The organism is Chitinophagales bacterium, assembly GCA_041392475.1.
GTDB lineage: Bacteria > Bacteroidota > Bacteroidia > Chitinophagales > UBA2359 > JAUHXA01.
This window is the reverse complement of sequence record JAWKLZ010000002.1, coordinates 394,566-409,323: the sequence shown is the minus strand read 5'-3', so window position 1 is coordinate 409,323 and position 14,758 is coordinate 394,566. Positions and strand designations below refer to the sequence as shown.

General features: G+C 38.2%; 13 protein-coding genes and 1 tRNA gene. 6 read left to right on the top strand and 8 right to left on the bottom strand.

Annotated elements, in window-relative coordinates:
- Positions 1-157: 157 nt before the first annotated feature.
- Together R3E32_15140 and R3E32_15135 are read right to left on the bottom strand one after the other, a co-directional pair.
- Entirely contained in the window at positions 158-637 is a 480-nt protein-coding gene (locus R3E32_15140) for a CYTH domain-containing protein (GenBank protein ID MEZ4886068.1), read from the bottom strand.
- Between the two features lie 49 nt (positions 638-686).
- Positions 687-3,404 (bottom strand): LysM peptidoglycan-binding domain-containing protein, encoded by a 2,718-nt coding sequence (locus R3E32_15135; GenBank protein ID MEZ4886067.1) that lies wholly within the window; start codon positions 3,402-3,404, stop codon positions 687-689.
- A gap of 248 nt (positions 3,405-3,652) precedes the next feature.
- On the opposite strand from R3E32_15135, the gene R3E32_15130 reads away from it, so the two are divergent.
- Positions 3,653-4,195: an HD domain-containing protein gene (locus R3E32_15130; GenBank protein ID MEZ4886066.1), complete on the top strand. Its 543-nt coding sequence runs from the start codon at positions 3,653-3,655 to the stop codon at positions 4,193-4,195.
- A gap of 140 nt (positions 4,196-4,335) precedes the next feature.
- Here the strand turns inward: R3E32_15130 and R3E32_15125 are convergent, their stop codons facing one another.
- From R3E32_15125 to R3E32_15115, 3 genes are all read right to left on the bottom strand, one after another.
- Positions 4,336-5,559: an alanine dehydrogenase gene (locus R3E32_15125; protein MEZ4886065.1), complete on the bottom strand. Its 1,224-nt coding sequence runs from the start codon at positions 5,557-5,559 to the stop codon at positions 4,336-4,338.
- 25 nt (positions 5,560-5,584) lie between these two features.
- Positions 5,585-6,004: a tRNA (adenosine(37)-N6)-threonylcarbamoyltransferase complex ATPase subunit type 1 TsaE gene (gene tsaE, locus R3E32_15120; GenBank protein ID MEZ4886064.1), complete on the bottom strand. Its 420-nt coding sequence runs from the start codon at positions 6,002-6,004 to the stop codon at positions 5,585-5,587.
- A 120-nt stretch (positions 6,005-6,124) separates the two neighbouring features.
- On the bottom strand, positions 6,125-7,858 hold the full coding sequence (locus tag R3E32_15115; GenBank protein ID MEZ4886063.1) for a dynamin family protein: 1,734 nt from the start codon (positions 7,856-7,858) through the stop codon (positions 6,125-6,127).
- A gap of 282 nt (positions 7,859-8,140) precedes the next feature.
- On the opposite strand from R3E32_15115, the gene R3E32_15110 reads away from it, so the two are divergent.
- Positions 8,141-8,914 carry a murein L,D-transpeptidase catalytic domain family protein gene (locus R3E32_15110; GenBank protein ID MEZ4886062.1) on the top strand — a complete coding sequence of 258 codons (774 nt, stop codon included), beginning with the start codon at positions 8,141-8,143 and terminating at the stop codon, positions 8,912-8,914.
- Positions 8,915-9,069: 155 nt separating this feature from the next.
- Here the strand turns inward: R3E32_15110 and R3E32_15105 are convergent, their stop codons facing one another.
- The 3 genes from R3E32_15105 to R3E32_15095 form a co-directional block, all read right to left on the bottom strand.
- A complete protein-coding gene (locus R3E32_15105) occupies positions 9,070-10,089 on the bottom strand; it encodes a sigma-70 family RNA polymerase sigma factor (protein ID MEZ4886061.1) in 1,020 nt (339 codons plus the stop codon).
- Positions 10,077-11,210: a glycosyltransferase gene (locus tag R3E32_15100; protein MEZ4886060.1), complete on the bottom strand. Its 1,134-nt coding sequence runs from the start codon at positions 11,208-11,210 to the stop codon at positions 10,077-10,079. The genes R3E32_15105 and R3E32_15100 overlap by 13 nt, the downstream gene beginning before the upstream one ends.
- A 68-nt stretch (positions 11,211-11,278) precedes the next feature.
- A complete protein-coding gene (locus R3E32_15095) occupies positions 11,279-11,641 on the bottom strand; it encodes a MerC domain-containing protein (protein ID MEZ4886059.1) in 363 nt (120 codons plus the stop codon).
- A 119-nt stretch (positions 11,642-11,760) separates the two neighbouring features.
- Here R3E32_15095 and R3E32_15090 point away from each other — a divergent pair, with 119 nt between their 5' ends.
- The 4 genes from R3E32_15090 to R3E32_15075 all read left to right on the top strand — a co-directional run bounded on the left by R3E32_15090 (position 11,761) and on the right by R3E32_15075 (position 14,695).
- On the top strand, positions 11,761-12,387 hold the full coding sequence (locus R3E32_15090; protein MEZ4886058.1) for an ABC transporter ATP-binding protein: 627 nt from the start codon (positions 11,761-11,763) through the stop codon (positions 12,385-12,387).
- A 45-nt stretch (positions 12,388-12,432) separates the two neighbouring features.
- A complete protein-coding gene (locus R3E32_15085) occupies positions 12,433-13,740 on the top strand; it encodes an ABC transporter permease (protein MEZ4886057.1) in 1,308 nt (435 codons plus the stop codon).
- On the top strand, positions 13,733-14,200 hold the full coding sequence (locus R3E32_15080; GenBank protein ID MEZ4886056.1) for a hypothetical protein: 468 nt from the start codon (positions 13,733-13,735) through the stop codon (positions 14,198-14,200). Before R3E32_15085 ends, R3E32_15080 begins: the two co-directional genes overlap by 8 nt.
- Positions 14,201-14,621: 421 nt before the next feature.
- Positions 14,622-14,695 (top strand) — tRNA-Asn (locus tag R3E32_15075).
- Positions 14,696-14,758 lie beyond the last annotated feature (63 nt).

The following is a 14,758-nucleotide window of genomic DNA, read 5'->3' as shown; positions in this document are numbered from 1 at the left end:
TGATTTGTCAAGAGTTATCAAGTGGTTACCTTTTATTGAAGAAATAAGTCCAATCCGAGACGCAAATAGTTGGTGGGAAGTCTTAAAAGACAAGGAGTTGTAGAAGTACGGAGAATTGTAAGTGATTGTATTAAGGCGATGGTAAAGCATCATTTTTCTACAGCCAACACAAAACCTCTTCCAAACTATCAAAATTCTGCAATTGCCGATTGTTGAAGTTTGGATTTTCGGTCACTTCAATGTCCATCCATTCCAATTTCTGAAAAGCCATTGCAGTTTCAACTGACTCAAATTCAACCTCTGCCAAAATCAAACCTTGCAGTTTTCCTTCAAATACATCCACTTCAATCTGCAAATTCTGGAAAGGAACAACGTACCGTTTTTTCACTACCCTTCTCCTTCTCGTACTTTCCCAAAGATCTTCAAATTGTACTTCAGAAATTTGCGTTTCTCGTTCTTCTCTTACAAGCGTACCACTCGATTTGACGGTCAAAAAAAACTGCTTGCCCATTCGCCTCAATCTCACCGCATTGCCGTTTTCTTCAATCGAAAGATATCCTTGTTCAATAGGAATTGGAGCAGATTGAAGGCAATCAATAGGAAGGTTTTGGACTAAAAATTTGCGTTCGATTTCCATAAAGAAACAATTAAAATAAAAAGTGAAAAACTGGAATCCTTTATAAAAATCACTTCGCCGAACTCAAGCTACTATTCAACCGAATATTCTGAATGCGATAAAACAGTTTCGGTTCTGCCTTTGTTTCCATTTCCTTCAATACCTTCAATTCATTTACTGTCAGTATTTTGTTGAGTGTAGAAAGGTGGTCTTGCATGGCAATTTTATAAATAGCCTCCATAAACAAATCACGGGTACTGTGAATCCATTGGTTCACTGTCAAATCAATCAAAACTGTAATGCCCATTTCGGAGCGAATAATCTTGGAAATCGGCATTCCGCCAAAGTCGATTACCGATTCCCGAATACGCCCCTGTGATTTGAGCGTGCGGTATTCCGCAACCGTTTTGTAATTGGTGGCAGAAGTGCTGATATAGGTATTTGTAACCGTTGTTTTGTTGCTCGCCAATTTTTGCACCACAGGCACACGAATATCTAGTTTGATGTTGATAGCAGGGTCGACATACTTGTCCTTTGCAGCACGAATCTGCGCTAATTGTACGTTTTTATCATACCCCGCCCGAATAAAAATACCAAACAATATCTTGTTGTCTTTCAAATACTGTTGGGCAGGAATACCCCTGTACAGTTTACCCGAAAAGCGGTCAAAAATCACCAAGTTGGCCTCTCTGATGTCTTTGCGGACAGTGTGAATACTGTACTCCACATCAATACCGAAATCTTGAAAATAGGTTTTGAAGGTATTGGGTTGCAGATGTTTCATCATCGCCAACATACTCACCAATCCTCCAGTACCACCTGCAAACTGAATGAAACCCCACGAAAACAAGGCTTTATCATAGCTATTGATGGCATCAAAATTACCCTCATGTTGAGATACATATTGCAAAGCCCTTGCTTGCAAATTGTCCAATCCCAATTGCCGATATTCCCACAGACTTATATCTGCTGTTTTTGCTTTTCCTACATAAGAAATTCCTGTTATGTCTGCAGTAAAACTTGTTTTCACAAAGTCATGAAATTCGGCCGATTCTCTTTGTGCAGGATTATTCGGAAGCGGAAACGTGAGGGTGTAATCGGTATAATGTTGCAGTAGGTGATGGGTCAAATCATTGGGAGCTGCAATACCGTATTGATAACTTTGCGCCGTAGCACCCAGAGAAGCAGTTTTACCACGCCAATATGCCACACGGTCTGTTTGAAAACGCTTTAGAGCAGTAATCGTATGGTTTAGAGCAGAAGGAGCTACTTGCGTTGTTTTGGGCGTTTCGCCATGCCATTGAGAAAGGTTGGTCAATTCTACCAAACGCTGTTGGACATTGATGACATCTTCCTTCAAGTTACCATAATTGGTCGCTCCAACAGCCTTTTGAAGGTTGCCCATCAAAGATTTGCCATTGGTAGCTTTGAAGTTAAAAATTTGATAAGCCGCTTGAATTTGCTGCAATTGACTAGCAGAAAGTGGAGCAACTGCCGTATTCAAAAACATCAAACTTTCGTGTTCAGGGAGAATGCAGCCGTCCTGATTGACGGTTTGCATGACTTCTTTCTGAAAAACTTTGATGGCTTCAATGGTTTGTGTGAGTTGCCAACGACTGATCATCATTGTACTGAAAGGTGATTGTTCAGCTTCAAAATCTGTCTGCGATAAAAAGCCCAATTGTAGCAAACGCTCTTGTACTTTTCGAACATCGGAGGCATAATTTTGGTCGCAAGCCCCAACGCTGTCTTGGATGGAAAATTTGTATTGAAAGTTTAGCCCAACTTCTTCTTCAATAACCGGAGTAGAAGTGTTTTTGGGTCGAATCTTTAGCAGTTGTCCAATGGTTAAACTATTGTTGGTTAGGTTATTGAGGTCGGCTATTTCTGCAACACTGACACTAAATAGTTGGGCGATACTCCAAAGTGAATCACCTGATTGCACTTGATAGTATTCGTATTCGACATCGGTATTTGGAACATTGGGTTCTTTATCTGAGATGTCTGTGTTTGAATTTGTATTTGAATCTGTGCTTGAGTTTGTATTGCCACTTTGTTGGCTGGTACTGATTTTTAATTTCTGCCCAATGCTGAGTGCATTGCTGGTCAGTCTATTGAGTAGTCTGATGGCATCAACGGTGGTCTTATAGTTGGCTGCAATGCTGTAAAGAGAATCACCCGACTTGACGGTGTAAATGACGGTATTGACTTCTTGATTGTCAGGTGTTGAAGTATTGCCAGTGTTGTTTTTACTGGGAAGTTTCAACTGCTGACCTATATACAAGTTGTTGGAGTAGAGTTGATTGACTTGAATAATGTAGTCAACAGTTACATTGTATTCTGTGGCTATTTTATATAGTGAATCACCCGATTTGACAGTGTAAAGAGACCAATTGGTAGTATTATCGGAATTATTTCCTTGATTTGAATTGGAGTTGGAATCTGTATTAGAAGCAGCATTGGCATCTGGAACTTTCAGTTGTTGTCCGATATTGAGGAGGTTGCTGGTTAAATTGTTGATTCTTTTGAGTTCGTCGATGCTTACCTCAAATTTCAGCGCAATTTTATACAGTGAATCACCTTTCTGGACAGTATAAACCTTTAGCTGGCTGGTCGTTGTGGAAGCATTGGAATTGCTACTATTGGCGCTAAGGGGTATGGTCAGCCTTTGACCAATCCAAAGACCGTCATAGTAAAGATTGTTAATATTTTTGAGGCTGTCTATCGTAACGCTATATTTTTGAGACAATTGGTAAAGCGTGTCTCCCGCTTGTACGATGTGTATCATAAGAAACAGTACAAGGTAAAAAATGAGTTTGACAAAATGAAAATGCACATAGTTAATAGGTACATTTCCAAAAGGGTATATGTGAATAGATTGGTAGATGGTGCATTGTTTTGGGTGAATAGATGGTTTATTTTACATCAAAATGGGTAAATCGAAAACGCAAGGGCATCACGTTCTGTTTTACATTTATTGAGGATTGAATGGGTGAATTTACTTAAATTTACATTTTATTCAAAAGAGTTATTCAAATGAGTTTAAACTTTTCTTTGTTTATCACTGCTTTAGATTTTGCAGCCGAAAAACACCGACTTCAAAGACGTAAGGGTAAAAACGATATTCCTTATATTAATCACCCCATCAAAGTTGCCAAAGTGTTGAGTGAAGTGGGTTTGGTGAATGATACGAATGTGTTGATGGCGGCACTGCTACATGATACGATTGAAGATACGGAAGCTACGGCGGAGGAACTGGATTTTTTGTTTGGAAAACAGGTTACTGCCATTGTATTGGAAGTGACGGATGACAAAAGTATGGAGTGGCAGCAGCGTAAAAATCACCAAATCGTGAAAGCACCGAATTTGTCGAAAGAGGCAAAACTGGTGAAATTGGCAGACAAAATTTGCAATATTACTGATGTGGTCAATGAACCGCCTGATTGGCTCGTTGAACGCAAACGAAAGTATTTGGTTTGGGCCAAAAAAGTGGTGGATGCTTTAGGAGGTAATGTCAACAAAAACTTGGAGGAGCGGTTTGATGAGCAGTATCGTATGGGTATGGAGGTGTTGAGGTGAGAATCGCAGATTATTAGGATTATTGGATTACGCTGATTTTTTCTTGTATTGTATGTCAATTCTTTGTGAAGATAATCGTTCATACTAATCCAGTAATTTATCTGTGGAATCCTCTAATCTGCAAAATCTGTGATTATGAATTAGCTACTCGCTGTCATCAACAAATCAATATCCGTATATTTCAAATTGAAGCGGTGACTGATGTGTTGATTGGTCAGACAGCCTTTGTAGATATAGACTCCATTGCGAGTCCCCGTGCTTTGCATTAAAAACTTGTCTAATCCACCAAACTTGTGCGCTCTCAGCAAAATAGGAGTCAATACATGACTGACAGCAGAGGAGGCTGTTTTTGCCACTCTTGAAGCAATATTAGGAACACAATAATGAATTACATCGTATTTTTTGAAAGTAGGATGGGTATGGTTCGTCACCTTTGAAGTGGCAAAACAACCACCTTGGTCAATGCTGATGTCAATAATCACCGATCCCGCCTTCATCCTAGATACCATTTCCTCTGATACTACACAAGGCGTTCTCCCTGACTCTGAATGAATCGCACCGATGACCACATCTGCCTCACACAGTTCTTTTTGAAGCGTTTCGGGATTCAAGACCGAAGTGTAAACCATCACATTCACATTGTTGCGTAGGCGCATGAGTTTGTACACATTGTTGTCAAACACCCGCACTTCTGCACCTAAACCCAAGGCTGTTCGTGTGGCAAATTCACCCACAACACCACCTCCTAAAATCACTACTTTGGTCGGTGGCACTCCCGCTACACCACCCAAAAGTACACCTTGTCCCTCTCGTGTATTGGAAAGATATTCTGCTGCAATCAAAATGGATACACTCCCTGCAATTTCGCTCACTGCACGTACCATCGGAAAATTGCCATCTTCATCCTTGATGTATTCATAGGCAAGAGCCGTAATCTTTTTGCTAATCAATTTCTGGAAATATTCTATGCTCAAAGTAGGTAAATGCAGAGGGGAAAAAATGGTTTGATGGCTTTTCATCATGTCCAATTCCGCCAAAGTAGGAGGAGCGATTTTTACAATAGTATCGGCTCTGAAAACCCTCTGTGTGTCTGATGTGATTTCAGCACCTGCTTCGGAGTATTGGTGATCAGAAAAGTTGGCTTCCAAACCAGCTTCCGATTCCACCACAACTCGATGACCATTGTTGGTCAATACCAAAACAGATTCGGGAGTCAACGGTACACGACTTTCCTGGAAAGAAGATTCCTTTGGCACACCAATGTACAATTTTTGCTGTTTGGAGGGATTTTCTGCCAACTTCTCTTGTGTCGAAAGGCTGATTTCAGCCATTGTAGGATTTTGGTATAGTGTTTTGGTACTCATATGATTGAACTGCTTATAGCTTCGTTTATATTTTATTGATGGTTATCAAGCGGTGTTTATTTGCCGTCAAGCCAATGTTTACTTTTATATACCCTTCCAATAGTGGTTCAATGATTTGAGGCCATTCTATCAAACAATAATGCCCACTATACAAATACTCTTCAATGCCAATATCATAGGCTTCCTCTAAATCTTTGAGGCGGTACAAGTCGAGGTGAAAAACAGGATTGCCGTCTGGCAAAGTGTATTCATTGACGAGTGCATAAGTGGGGCTACTTACTGCATCTTTGGATTGCAGTTGTTTGCAGATTTGTTGAACAAAAGTAGTTTTGCCTGCCCCCATTTCTCCATAAAAAGCGAAGACTTTCTCATCTGCTGCATAAGCCAACAAACTATCTACCGCTTCCTTCAAGTCGTTGATATGTGTTACTTCAATTTTTTTCATAACTTTATTCCTATTCGACGAGAGAAGCGTGAAGCCATATTTTGATTTATTGAAAAACTGGTTTGAGAATAATTAAATCACCTTATTTCAGTTCTCTGCTCTTACTTCTCTTATCCAAAATCATCCAATTTCAAAATCCTTCTTCAATTGCTCAAACTTTTCACTAATGCGTTGATACTGTTCAAGAAAAGATTTAACATTGCTGCGTTCATCACTAATATAAGAATCAAATTCTAAGAAATTGTTGTCGACTTTGGTGCGTATTTCTCTTACATAATCCAATAACCTATTCGTGACTTCCTCCTTCAATTTCTGCCGCCCCTTTTCGATTTCTTCTTCAAACTCATCCACAATTTTATTGCGCTGCGACATGGTGTAAACACTTGCAATACCCAAGCCCAAAGCGGTCAAAATTCCGCCCGTCACATCCACTGCAATAGCACTCGTCACACTCATCAAAATTCCCCCAACGACCATTAGTCCACCGCCTGTTGCCATATTAGGAATGAGTGCCGAACCTTTTTGCAGCATATCTTTATTAATAAAATTTTCGGTTTCGGCTATAAGATCCTCCACGTTGGTTTGCAGATTTTCGAGTTTCTCTTGTCGTTTGTTGGCAATATCTCCAAACAGTTGGGCGTTTGGTTGCAGATTGTCTTTGCTCTTACGAATTTCAATATCAATGATTTCTGCCATCTGTTTGATGCTTTCCGCCATGTTTTTCACCCCATCTCGCATTTTTTTCTCCAATGCAGGTTTGAGATCTTTTTGGAAACGAGCGGTAATGGTTTCGAGCCAATCTTCCAGACTTTGACCACTGCTAAAAATGGACAAAAACGACTTTTTGACCAAAGTAAAAACCCCCAAACCTCCTTCAAAATCACGCTGAATATCAGTAGTAATTTTGTCGTATTCTCTCAGCAAATCATCCACAATGCTGTTTACTTGTCTTGAAGATTTTTGTTCAGAATTATCAAGCAATGAATCTACTCGGCTGCGAAAATCTTGGTCAATGTTCAATTGTTTTTGGCGAGCATTCAATCCAGTCTGAATCGTATCCATAATATTTTTGGAAGTCGACAACAAACTTTCTACCTTCAATCGCACATTATTGCCGCCTGTAACTGTACTGTTTACAAAATCTCGAATCGCTTCAAAACCACTATTCTCGGTATCGCCGTCTAGTTCTCTCTTTGCAGAAACTGCAAAAACCTTGGGTTCAGGAATGCCTTTTTTCTTGGCTTGTTCGGTCACGCCCCTAAGATTGATTTCCAAATTTTCGGGTTCAATTAAATCTGACTGCTGCAATACAAAAATAACCTTTTTTCGCCACTCCCTATTCACATAGTCCAACAACTGCCAAGCAGATTGACGATAGGGGTTTTTGGCTTCAAATACGAAGATAATCAGGTCGCTAACAGGAATGAATTTCTCGGTAATCTCCTGGTGATGCTCCATAATAGTGTTGGTGCCAGGGGTGTCGACAATCGCTATCTCTTTGAGGATTTCGGCGGGAACAGTTATTTTCTTCAAATATTCATTGATTGGGATAACCGATTCAGTTTCAGAATAAACGATTTGTTGGATAACGTCGGTACAAGGATCAGGCGCAACTTTGGCAACCTCCTTGCCTGTCTGTAACAAGGCATTGATAAAACTACTTTTACCAACTTTTACTTCACCGACAATAACAAACAAAAAAGGTTCGTTTAACCTCGCACGAATATTATCCACTGTACTAGAAAGTGTTTCGTGTTTGACATTAAGCGTTAGGTGATGCAAATCTTGAAAGATATCATCCATCACGGTTTTGTAGTGGTCGTAATGTTTATTGATTAAACTGTTTTTCGTCATATCATCGGTTAATTTACTCAACAAAGTTAATCCGAAAAAGAACAAAAAAAAATGAAATGCTTATTTAAACCATTGGCATTTTATTTCATCCGAAAACAAATAATTTTAGGTGGAGTTTTTTTTTTGAAAAATAAAATAGTATTTTTGCAGAACAAACCCCTTATTTTAATTCTATCACCCTTACCATTTTTACTTCCCTTTACCCTTACTTACATTATTACAAATCATCAATAGTTTATTTTAAATAACTATCTATTAAATTTAAAACTGCTTTTATTGCTTATGAGCTATTCAAACAGCCTCAAAGGGTTTTTAGGTTTCTCTGTTTTTTTTCTTTCTATTCTTTTTGCTACATTTTCATCCACTTCTGCCAACACCAATAGTAGCACTGCGGCCAGTTATCAATTTGATGAATACAGTAAATGTCTGTACAACGATTGTCAGTTATCACAAAAACAACTGAAATATGATGTGTTCAAACATGCTTTGGTAGGTTATTACAATATGATTGAAAAAGGACAAATTCTTGCCAATAAATCTACTTTGTCCATTGTTGATTTTTCGAAACCATCTTACCAAAAACGCTTGTATGTCATAGACATCAAAATACGAAAAGTACTGCATTATACCTATGTCGCTCACGGTAAAAACACAGGTTTAATCTCAGCAGATAAATTCTCCAATACACAACAATCTCTTCAAAGCAGTTTGGGTTTCTATAAAACGGCTGAGACATATGAAGGAAAGCATGGTTATTCTCTGCGTCTAGACGGATTGGAAAGCGGCTTCAATAGCAATGCCCGTTCACGAGCAGTAGTGATGCACGGAGCAGATTATGTATCTAGTGATTTTGTCCAACAACATGGTAGATTGGGTAGAAGTTGGGGGTGTCCTGCTGTTTCTCGTGCCGAATCCAAACCCATTATCAATACAATCAAAGGAGGAAATTGCTTGTTTATATACAAGAACCAAAGCACCTACCTCCAAAAATCTCGCCTATTGAATGAATACATTGCAGCAAGTTTCTTTGTCAAGAATAAATATTTATTTGCATAGAATCACGCAAGAAACATGTCAAATATTCTACTTTTCGTTAATAGCGATGAATTCACTGTTATCAATTTTTTTGAAACAAAACGCTACCAATAAAAAATGGGTGCTTTCGAAATAATCGAAAGCACCCATTTTTTCTAATGTTGTTTCATCTGTAATTAATACCGTTCCTTAGAATTCTGCAAAATATTGTGCAACAATTCTTTCGCTCTAAAAAGCTGGGCTTTGACCGTGCCTAAAGGCAGATTCAGTGTTTCTGAAATCTCTTGGTAGGAAAGCTCCTTCAAATAGCGCAACTCAATCAAACGACGGTATTTGCTGTTCAGTTTTTCTATGACATTTCGCATCAATAAAATACGCTGTTTTTTGATGATTTCCTCTTCTGGATCCAATACCGAAGATTGAACATCTCTGGTTGCACCACTACCATCTTCTCCGTCACTATCCATAGGTTCATCTAAAGAGAACGTTTCTAAGCGTTTTTTACGAATAAAATCAATACAGTTGTTGATGGCAATTCGGTACAACCACGTACTGAATGCATAATCAGGACTGTATTTTTGGAGATTATTAAACGCTTTTCCAAATGCTTCGATGGTCAAATCCTCGGCATCGTCTTTATTATTGACCATTTTTTGGATCATAAAATAGATAGAGTCACGATACCGCCCCATCAGTTTACCATAAGCTCGTTGATCTCCTCCTAAAGCCAAGTTTACAAGTTCGTGGTCTTTGAGCGCACGATCTGTTTTTTCGACCTTTTTCTTGATTTTGATGTGGCGGTCGGAGTCCTCACCAATGGTTATTTTGAGAGAAAATTTTTGGTATCCTGCATTGGTAATGACCAACGTGTCTTCCTTCGATTCTCCAATAATATCTTCTATATCTTCGATAGAAATATCTAGGGTGAAACGTCCTTCATCATTGGAAAAAGTACTGTTAGTCCTATCAGATTTAAGGTAGATGGTTGCACCCGAAATTAATTCGCTCGTACGTGCATCTTGTATTAAACCATTAATAGTCATAGTAGGGTGAATAGCAGTAGATTCCACTTCGGGGTTTGTGGCTGAAACTTCTGGTATTGCAGCATCATCCCTATAAAGCGTGTTTTCGTCTTCTAACATTTTATTAGCAGATAGTGTATTTGATTCGGTTGAATTTACAATTACTTCTTCCATGTGACCTGAGCTTTAGAAAATATTGTAGGGCTAAAAATACCATAATAAAAAATAAACCAAGCATCTATCAGTATAATATGCCAAAAGTTCAAAGGAACTTTAAGTTTTTTTAGAACCTGTTTGAATACAACAAACTGACTGATTAGACGCAAAGTAAACAAGAGAATTATGATAGAATTGAGTGATTGTGTTATCAATACTACAATTAGCGTACCATAAAACATAAAATGAGAGGATGTAATCATACCCAATATTATTTTATGGAGTATAGAATAGTGTTTACCTGTACTCAGATGCCTTCTCTTTTGTGCAAACCATCTGCGCCAGTCTAAAGGCGGTTCTGAATAGCAGAAAGTTTTTGGGTCAATATGTATGGTAGTGTTTTGAGGTGTAGCAACTTCATTTATAAACAAATCATCATCACCTGATAGTATATTCTTATGATTTTGAAAGCCTTGATTCTCGGTAAATAGTGATTTGTGGTAGGCTAAGTTTCTGCCTACACCCATATAAGGCATCCCCATAAGACTCAAAGATAGGTATTGAAGGGCAGTCATCAAAGTTTCGTATTGAATAATTTTGTTCAGGTAACCTTGGTGATAAGCGTAGGGGCCAAAGCCCAAAATGATTTGTCTTTTTTCTGTAAAATTTTTCACCATCCCTGCAATCCAATCTTGACTAGCGGGATAGCAGTCTGCATCTGTAAACAGTAAGTGTTCATTTTTTGAAGCTTCAATACCTTTGGTCAAAGCAAATTTTTTGCCTGCCATATTTTTTTTTAAACCTACTGTTTGTATTGTTTTTAGATGTGAATATTTTTTTTCAAATGCCTCTAAAATAGTTTGAGTGTCATCAGTAGATGCATCATTGACCACAATCACTTCAAATTCGGGGTATTTTTGTTGCAGAATAAGTGGTAAATATTTTTGCAAATTTTCTGCTTCATTTCGGGCGCATATTACCACAGAGATAGGCAAGTTATTTTCTGCAAAAGAAGGATTTCGGGAAGGTGAAAAAGTAGGTTTGTAAAAAGCCAAACGACTGAATATACCTAAGTAAATAAGAATTTGAAGGATAGCAGCCAGGATGAATACACATTGGATAGTGATTATGGTATACATGGTGAATAGTGTGATTAGCAACTGAAAATCAATTTTATAAAGAACCAATCACCGCTCACCAGTTAATACTACGAACGCATCATTTTTAGATTGATTAAATGACCACTGATTAGCCCTAAAGAAGCAAGGTAAGCAATATAGTGCATAGTTGGAATTTGGTGGAATACAATGGCAATGCACAAAATGGCAAAAGAAACCCACAATACTCCCTTAATGTAAGTATTCGCTGCGTGATGGCTGGAATGGTAAACAGCATAAGAGCTGATAATTAGGAAGAAATAGTCCCATCTAAAAAAATGATCGTGGGCGTGTTCAATGAGGTGTCCAAAAAATAGAAAAAGAATGGGAGGAACAAGACAATGAATCAAGCAAAGAACCGCACTTGCGATGCCGATGAAATCTGCTTTATCTGAAAGAGAATCTACTTTCATCTGAAATGGACGTTTTTAAATTTATTGGAGTAAAAATCAACCTATAAAAAGTGCTAACTTTGACACAAAGATAATTATTAAACGCTAAACTTGCAACAGTGTTGCAAAAGTATTGGATTATGCTAAAAACTTCTTCTCTTCAATTTGAGTATGATACCCGTAATCACTTTCAATTTCCTGACATTGAAGCGAATAAATCAACGCATTTGCTGATTATTGGAGGTTCGGGCAAAGGCAAAACTACTTTTTTACATTTAATTGCAGGGTTGTTGCGACCTACTTCGGGCAAAATTGAAGTGGGAGATACAGATCTTACCCAATTGTCGACCAGACAATTGGATAAGTTTCGAGGGAAACACATAGGTATTGTATTCCAAAAATCGCATTTTGTGACCTCCTTGAATGTGAAAGACAATTTGCTTTTGGCGCAGTATTTAGCAGGAGAATCTCAAGATATAGAACGGGTGAAACACTTGTTGAAGCGATTGCATTTGAGCAGTAAATTGAACAATAAAACATCTGAACTGAGTCAAGGTGAGCAGCAAAGAGTCGCTATTGCTCGTGCTTTGTTGAACCGTCCTGCCATTATTTTGGCGGATGAACCAACGGCTGCTTTGGATGATGCCAATTGTTTTGAAGTAATTGACCTATTGAAGGAACAGGCTTCGGAGGCAAATGCGACTTTGATAATCGTGACACATGACCAACGGTTAAAAGAGGTTTTTTCGGAGCAGATTGAAATTTGATTGTTTAAGTATAATACACTCATTTAGCCATATAACTATACAACAATGAACCTAATAAAACTTAGCTGGAGCAATTTAAGAGCCAAGCCTTTGAATACTTTTTTAAGCTTGTTATTGCTCACCTTAGGTGTCGCATTGGTATCTATGTTGTTGATTTTGAACAAACAACTGGACGAACAATTCAAGCGCAATATTAGTGGTATCGACATGGTAGTAGGAGCTAAAGGAAGCCCACTGCAATTGATTTTGTCGAGTGTCTATCATATTGACAATCCTACGGGCAATATTTCCTTGGAAGAAGCAGAGAGTTTATTGAAAAATCCAATTATTCAACAGGCGATTCCCTTAGCGTATGGCGATAGCTACAAAGGTTATCGAATCGTAGGCACCAATAAAGACTATCCCGAGCATTATGGCATTGCATTGAAGGAAGGCAAACTTTGGACGAAAGAGTATGAAGTAACGGCAGGTGCAGTTGTCGCCAAAAATTTGGGATTGAAGATTGGCGACCATTTTCACAGCGCACATGGTTTGGTGGAAAATGCGCCCAATCATGAAGATGCAGAATACAAAGTAGTTGGAATATTTGACCACAACAATTCGGTGATAGACCAACTTCTACTAACTGATATTACAAGTGTTTGGGCGATACATGAGCATGGAGATGAACATGAGAATGAGAACGAAAACGTAGAAGGGCATGATGAAGAAGGTGTACACGAAGAACACACGCATGAACATGAGCATCAACACTCCAATACAGAAGAGGGCATCTCCAAACTGATTCCGGGTATAGAAACCCTTGAAGGAAAGGAAATAACGGCAATGTTGGTCAAATTTAAGAACAAAATGGGCGTAATGACCGTTCCGAGAATGGTAAATGAAAAAACTTCTATGCAGGCCGCCGTACCAGCTATTGAAGTCAACCGCTTATTTACCCTCATGGGCGTAGGTATGGATACACTCCGAGCCATAGCTTTTTTCATCATCATCGTTTCGGGTATTAGTGTATTTGTTTCACTATTCAATTCGCTCAAAGAAAGAAAATATGAACTGGCATTGATGCGTTCAATGGGAGCATCAAGAACTAAGTTATTTTTGTTGGTATTGTTAGAAGGACTAATCCTTTCTCTAATTGGCTTTGTCTTAGGAATGTTGACAAGTAGACTTGGTTTGTATTTTTTATCGGGCTTGATGCAGAGCAACTACCATTACGGCTTAGAAGCAGGACAGTTTTTGCCCCAAGAAGGAGTCTTATTTATAGCTACCATTGGCATAGGAATAGTCGCTGCATTATTGCCTGCACTTCAAGCCTTCAACATGAATATTTCAAAAACACTGGCAAATGCGTGAGGAAATTAAAATGAAACGAAACAATAAAATGAAAGGATGGCAATCTTTAACCTTAATGACTTTTTTGCTTTTTTCTAGCTTCAATGTGTATGCCCAGTTGGCTACCGAGTTGCCGTGGAAGCAGTTGATGGACGTACATTTTGAAGAAGACGAAATGGGTGAAAGTACACCCATTTTCAGCAAAGCAGTACAAGCCTACAATTTTCAGACAGTCATGGTCGAAGGATTCATGATTCCTGTGGATGTAGAAGGAGACTATTATGTACTTTCAGCATTTCCTTACAGTTCCTGTTTCTTTTGTGGAAATGCGGGACCTGAATCCGTTGTAGAGCTTCGGTTGGCGAAAAAAGGACAAAGGTTTCAAATGGATGATGCCCGAAAATTCAAAGGAATGTTGGTCTTATCCCAAACTCCAAATGGTTTGATTTATGTATTGGAAGATGCAGAATTGGTGCAATAATAATGAAAAATAATGTTGATAGACTAATAATTGCAAAATATGGTAGTCTTCTTTGTCGGGTTATTTTTCGTTTGATACTTGTTATCTATTGAAGAAACTCAAAATACTTTTTGGACTTTGCTCCTTCTTACAAAGTTTAAATACTTTTGATTTTTGGTTTGCTCTATTTTGACTTCAAAAGTGATTTTGGTCATGGGAAGATATTTTTGATTACCTTAAATTATGAATTTCTACATTCTCTACATTCTAAAAGATGGCAAATAACTCTTACTGTTTTGGTTGGAGTTTTAGTAGTAACTTGAAATAATATTCAAGTTTGCGAGAATTTAGTTTTATTCAAAAAAATAAATAAAAATACTCAAAGGGAACTTTTGTAATTAGAAATTAGTTTTTACCTTTGCATCGCTTTAATAAAAAGCACGCCTCCTTAGCTCAGCTGGTTAGAGCGTCGGACTGTTAATCCGCAGGTCCTAGGTTCGAGTCCTAGAGGGGGCGCAAAATTGAAAAAGCTGGTAGTTCGTTTACTACCAGCTTTTTTTTATTTAAAAAAATGAAAAA

Excerpts from the sequence above, each read along its gene's own strand:
- R3E32_15095 (MEZ4886059.1), bottom strand. The coding sequence starts at position 11,641 with ATGAAAGTAGATTCTCTTTCAGATAAAGCAGATTTCATCGGCATCGCA.
- R3E32_15100 (MEZ4886060.1), bottom strand. The coding sequence starts at position 11,210 with ATGTATACCATAATCACTATCCAATGTGTATTCATCCTGGCTGCTATC.
- tsaE (MEZ4886064.1), bottom strand. The coding sequence starts at position 6,004 with ATGAAAAAAATTGAAGTAACACATATCAACGACTTGAAGGAAGCGGTA.
- R3E32_15080 (MEZ4886056.1), top strand. The coding sequence starts at position 13,733 with ATGCGTGAGGAAATTAAAATGAAACGAAACAATAAAATGAAAGGATGG.
- R3E32_15135 (MEZ4886067.1), bottom strand. The coding sequence starts at position 3,404 with ATGATACACATCGTACAAGCGGGAGACACGCTTTACCAATTGTCTCAA.
- R3E32_15125 (MEZ4886065.1), bottom strand. The coding sequence starts at position 5,559 with ATGAGTACCAAAACACTATACCAAAATCCTACAATGGCTGAAATCAGC.
- R3E32_15115 (MEZ4886063.1), bottom strand. The coding sequence starts at position 7,858 with ATGACGAAAAACAGTTTAATCAATAAACATTACGACCACTACAAAACC.
- R3E32_15140 (MEZ4886068.1), bottom strand. The coding sequence starts at position 637 with ATGGAAATCGAACGCAAATTTTTAGTCCAAAACCTTCCTATTGATTGC.
- R3E32_15110 (MEZ4886062.1), top strand. The coding sequence starts at position 8,141 with ATGAGCTATTCAAACAGCCTCAAAGGGTTTTTAGGTTTCTCTGTTTTT.
- R3E32_15105 (MEZ4886061.1), bottom strand. The coding sequence starts at position 10,089 with ATGGAAGAAGTAATTGTAAATTCAACCGAATCAAATACACTATCTGCT.
- R3E32_15130 (MEZ4886066.1), top strand. The coding sequence starts at position 3,653 with ATGAGTTTAAACTTTTCTTTGTTTATCACTGCTTTAGATTTTGCAGCC.
- R3E32_15090 (MEZ4886058.1), top strand. The coding sequence starts at position 11,761 with ATGCTAAAAACTTCTTCTCTTCAATTTGAGTATGATACCCGTAATCAC.
- R3E32_15085 (MEZ4886057.1), top strand. The coding sequence starts at position 12,433 with ATGAACCTAATAAAACTTAGCTGGAGCAATTTAAGAGCCAAGCCTTTG.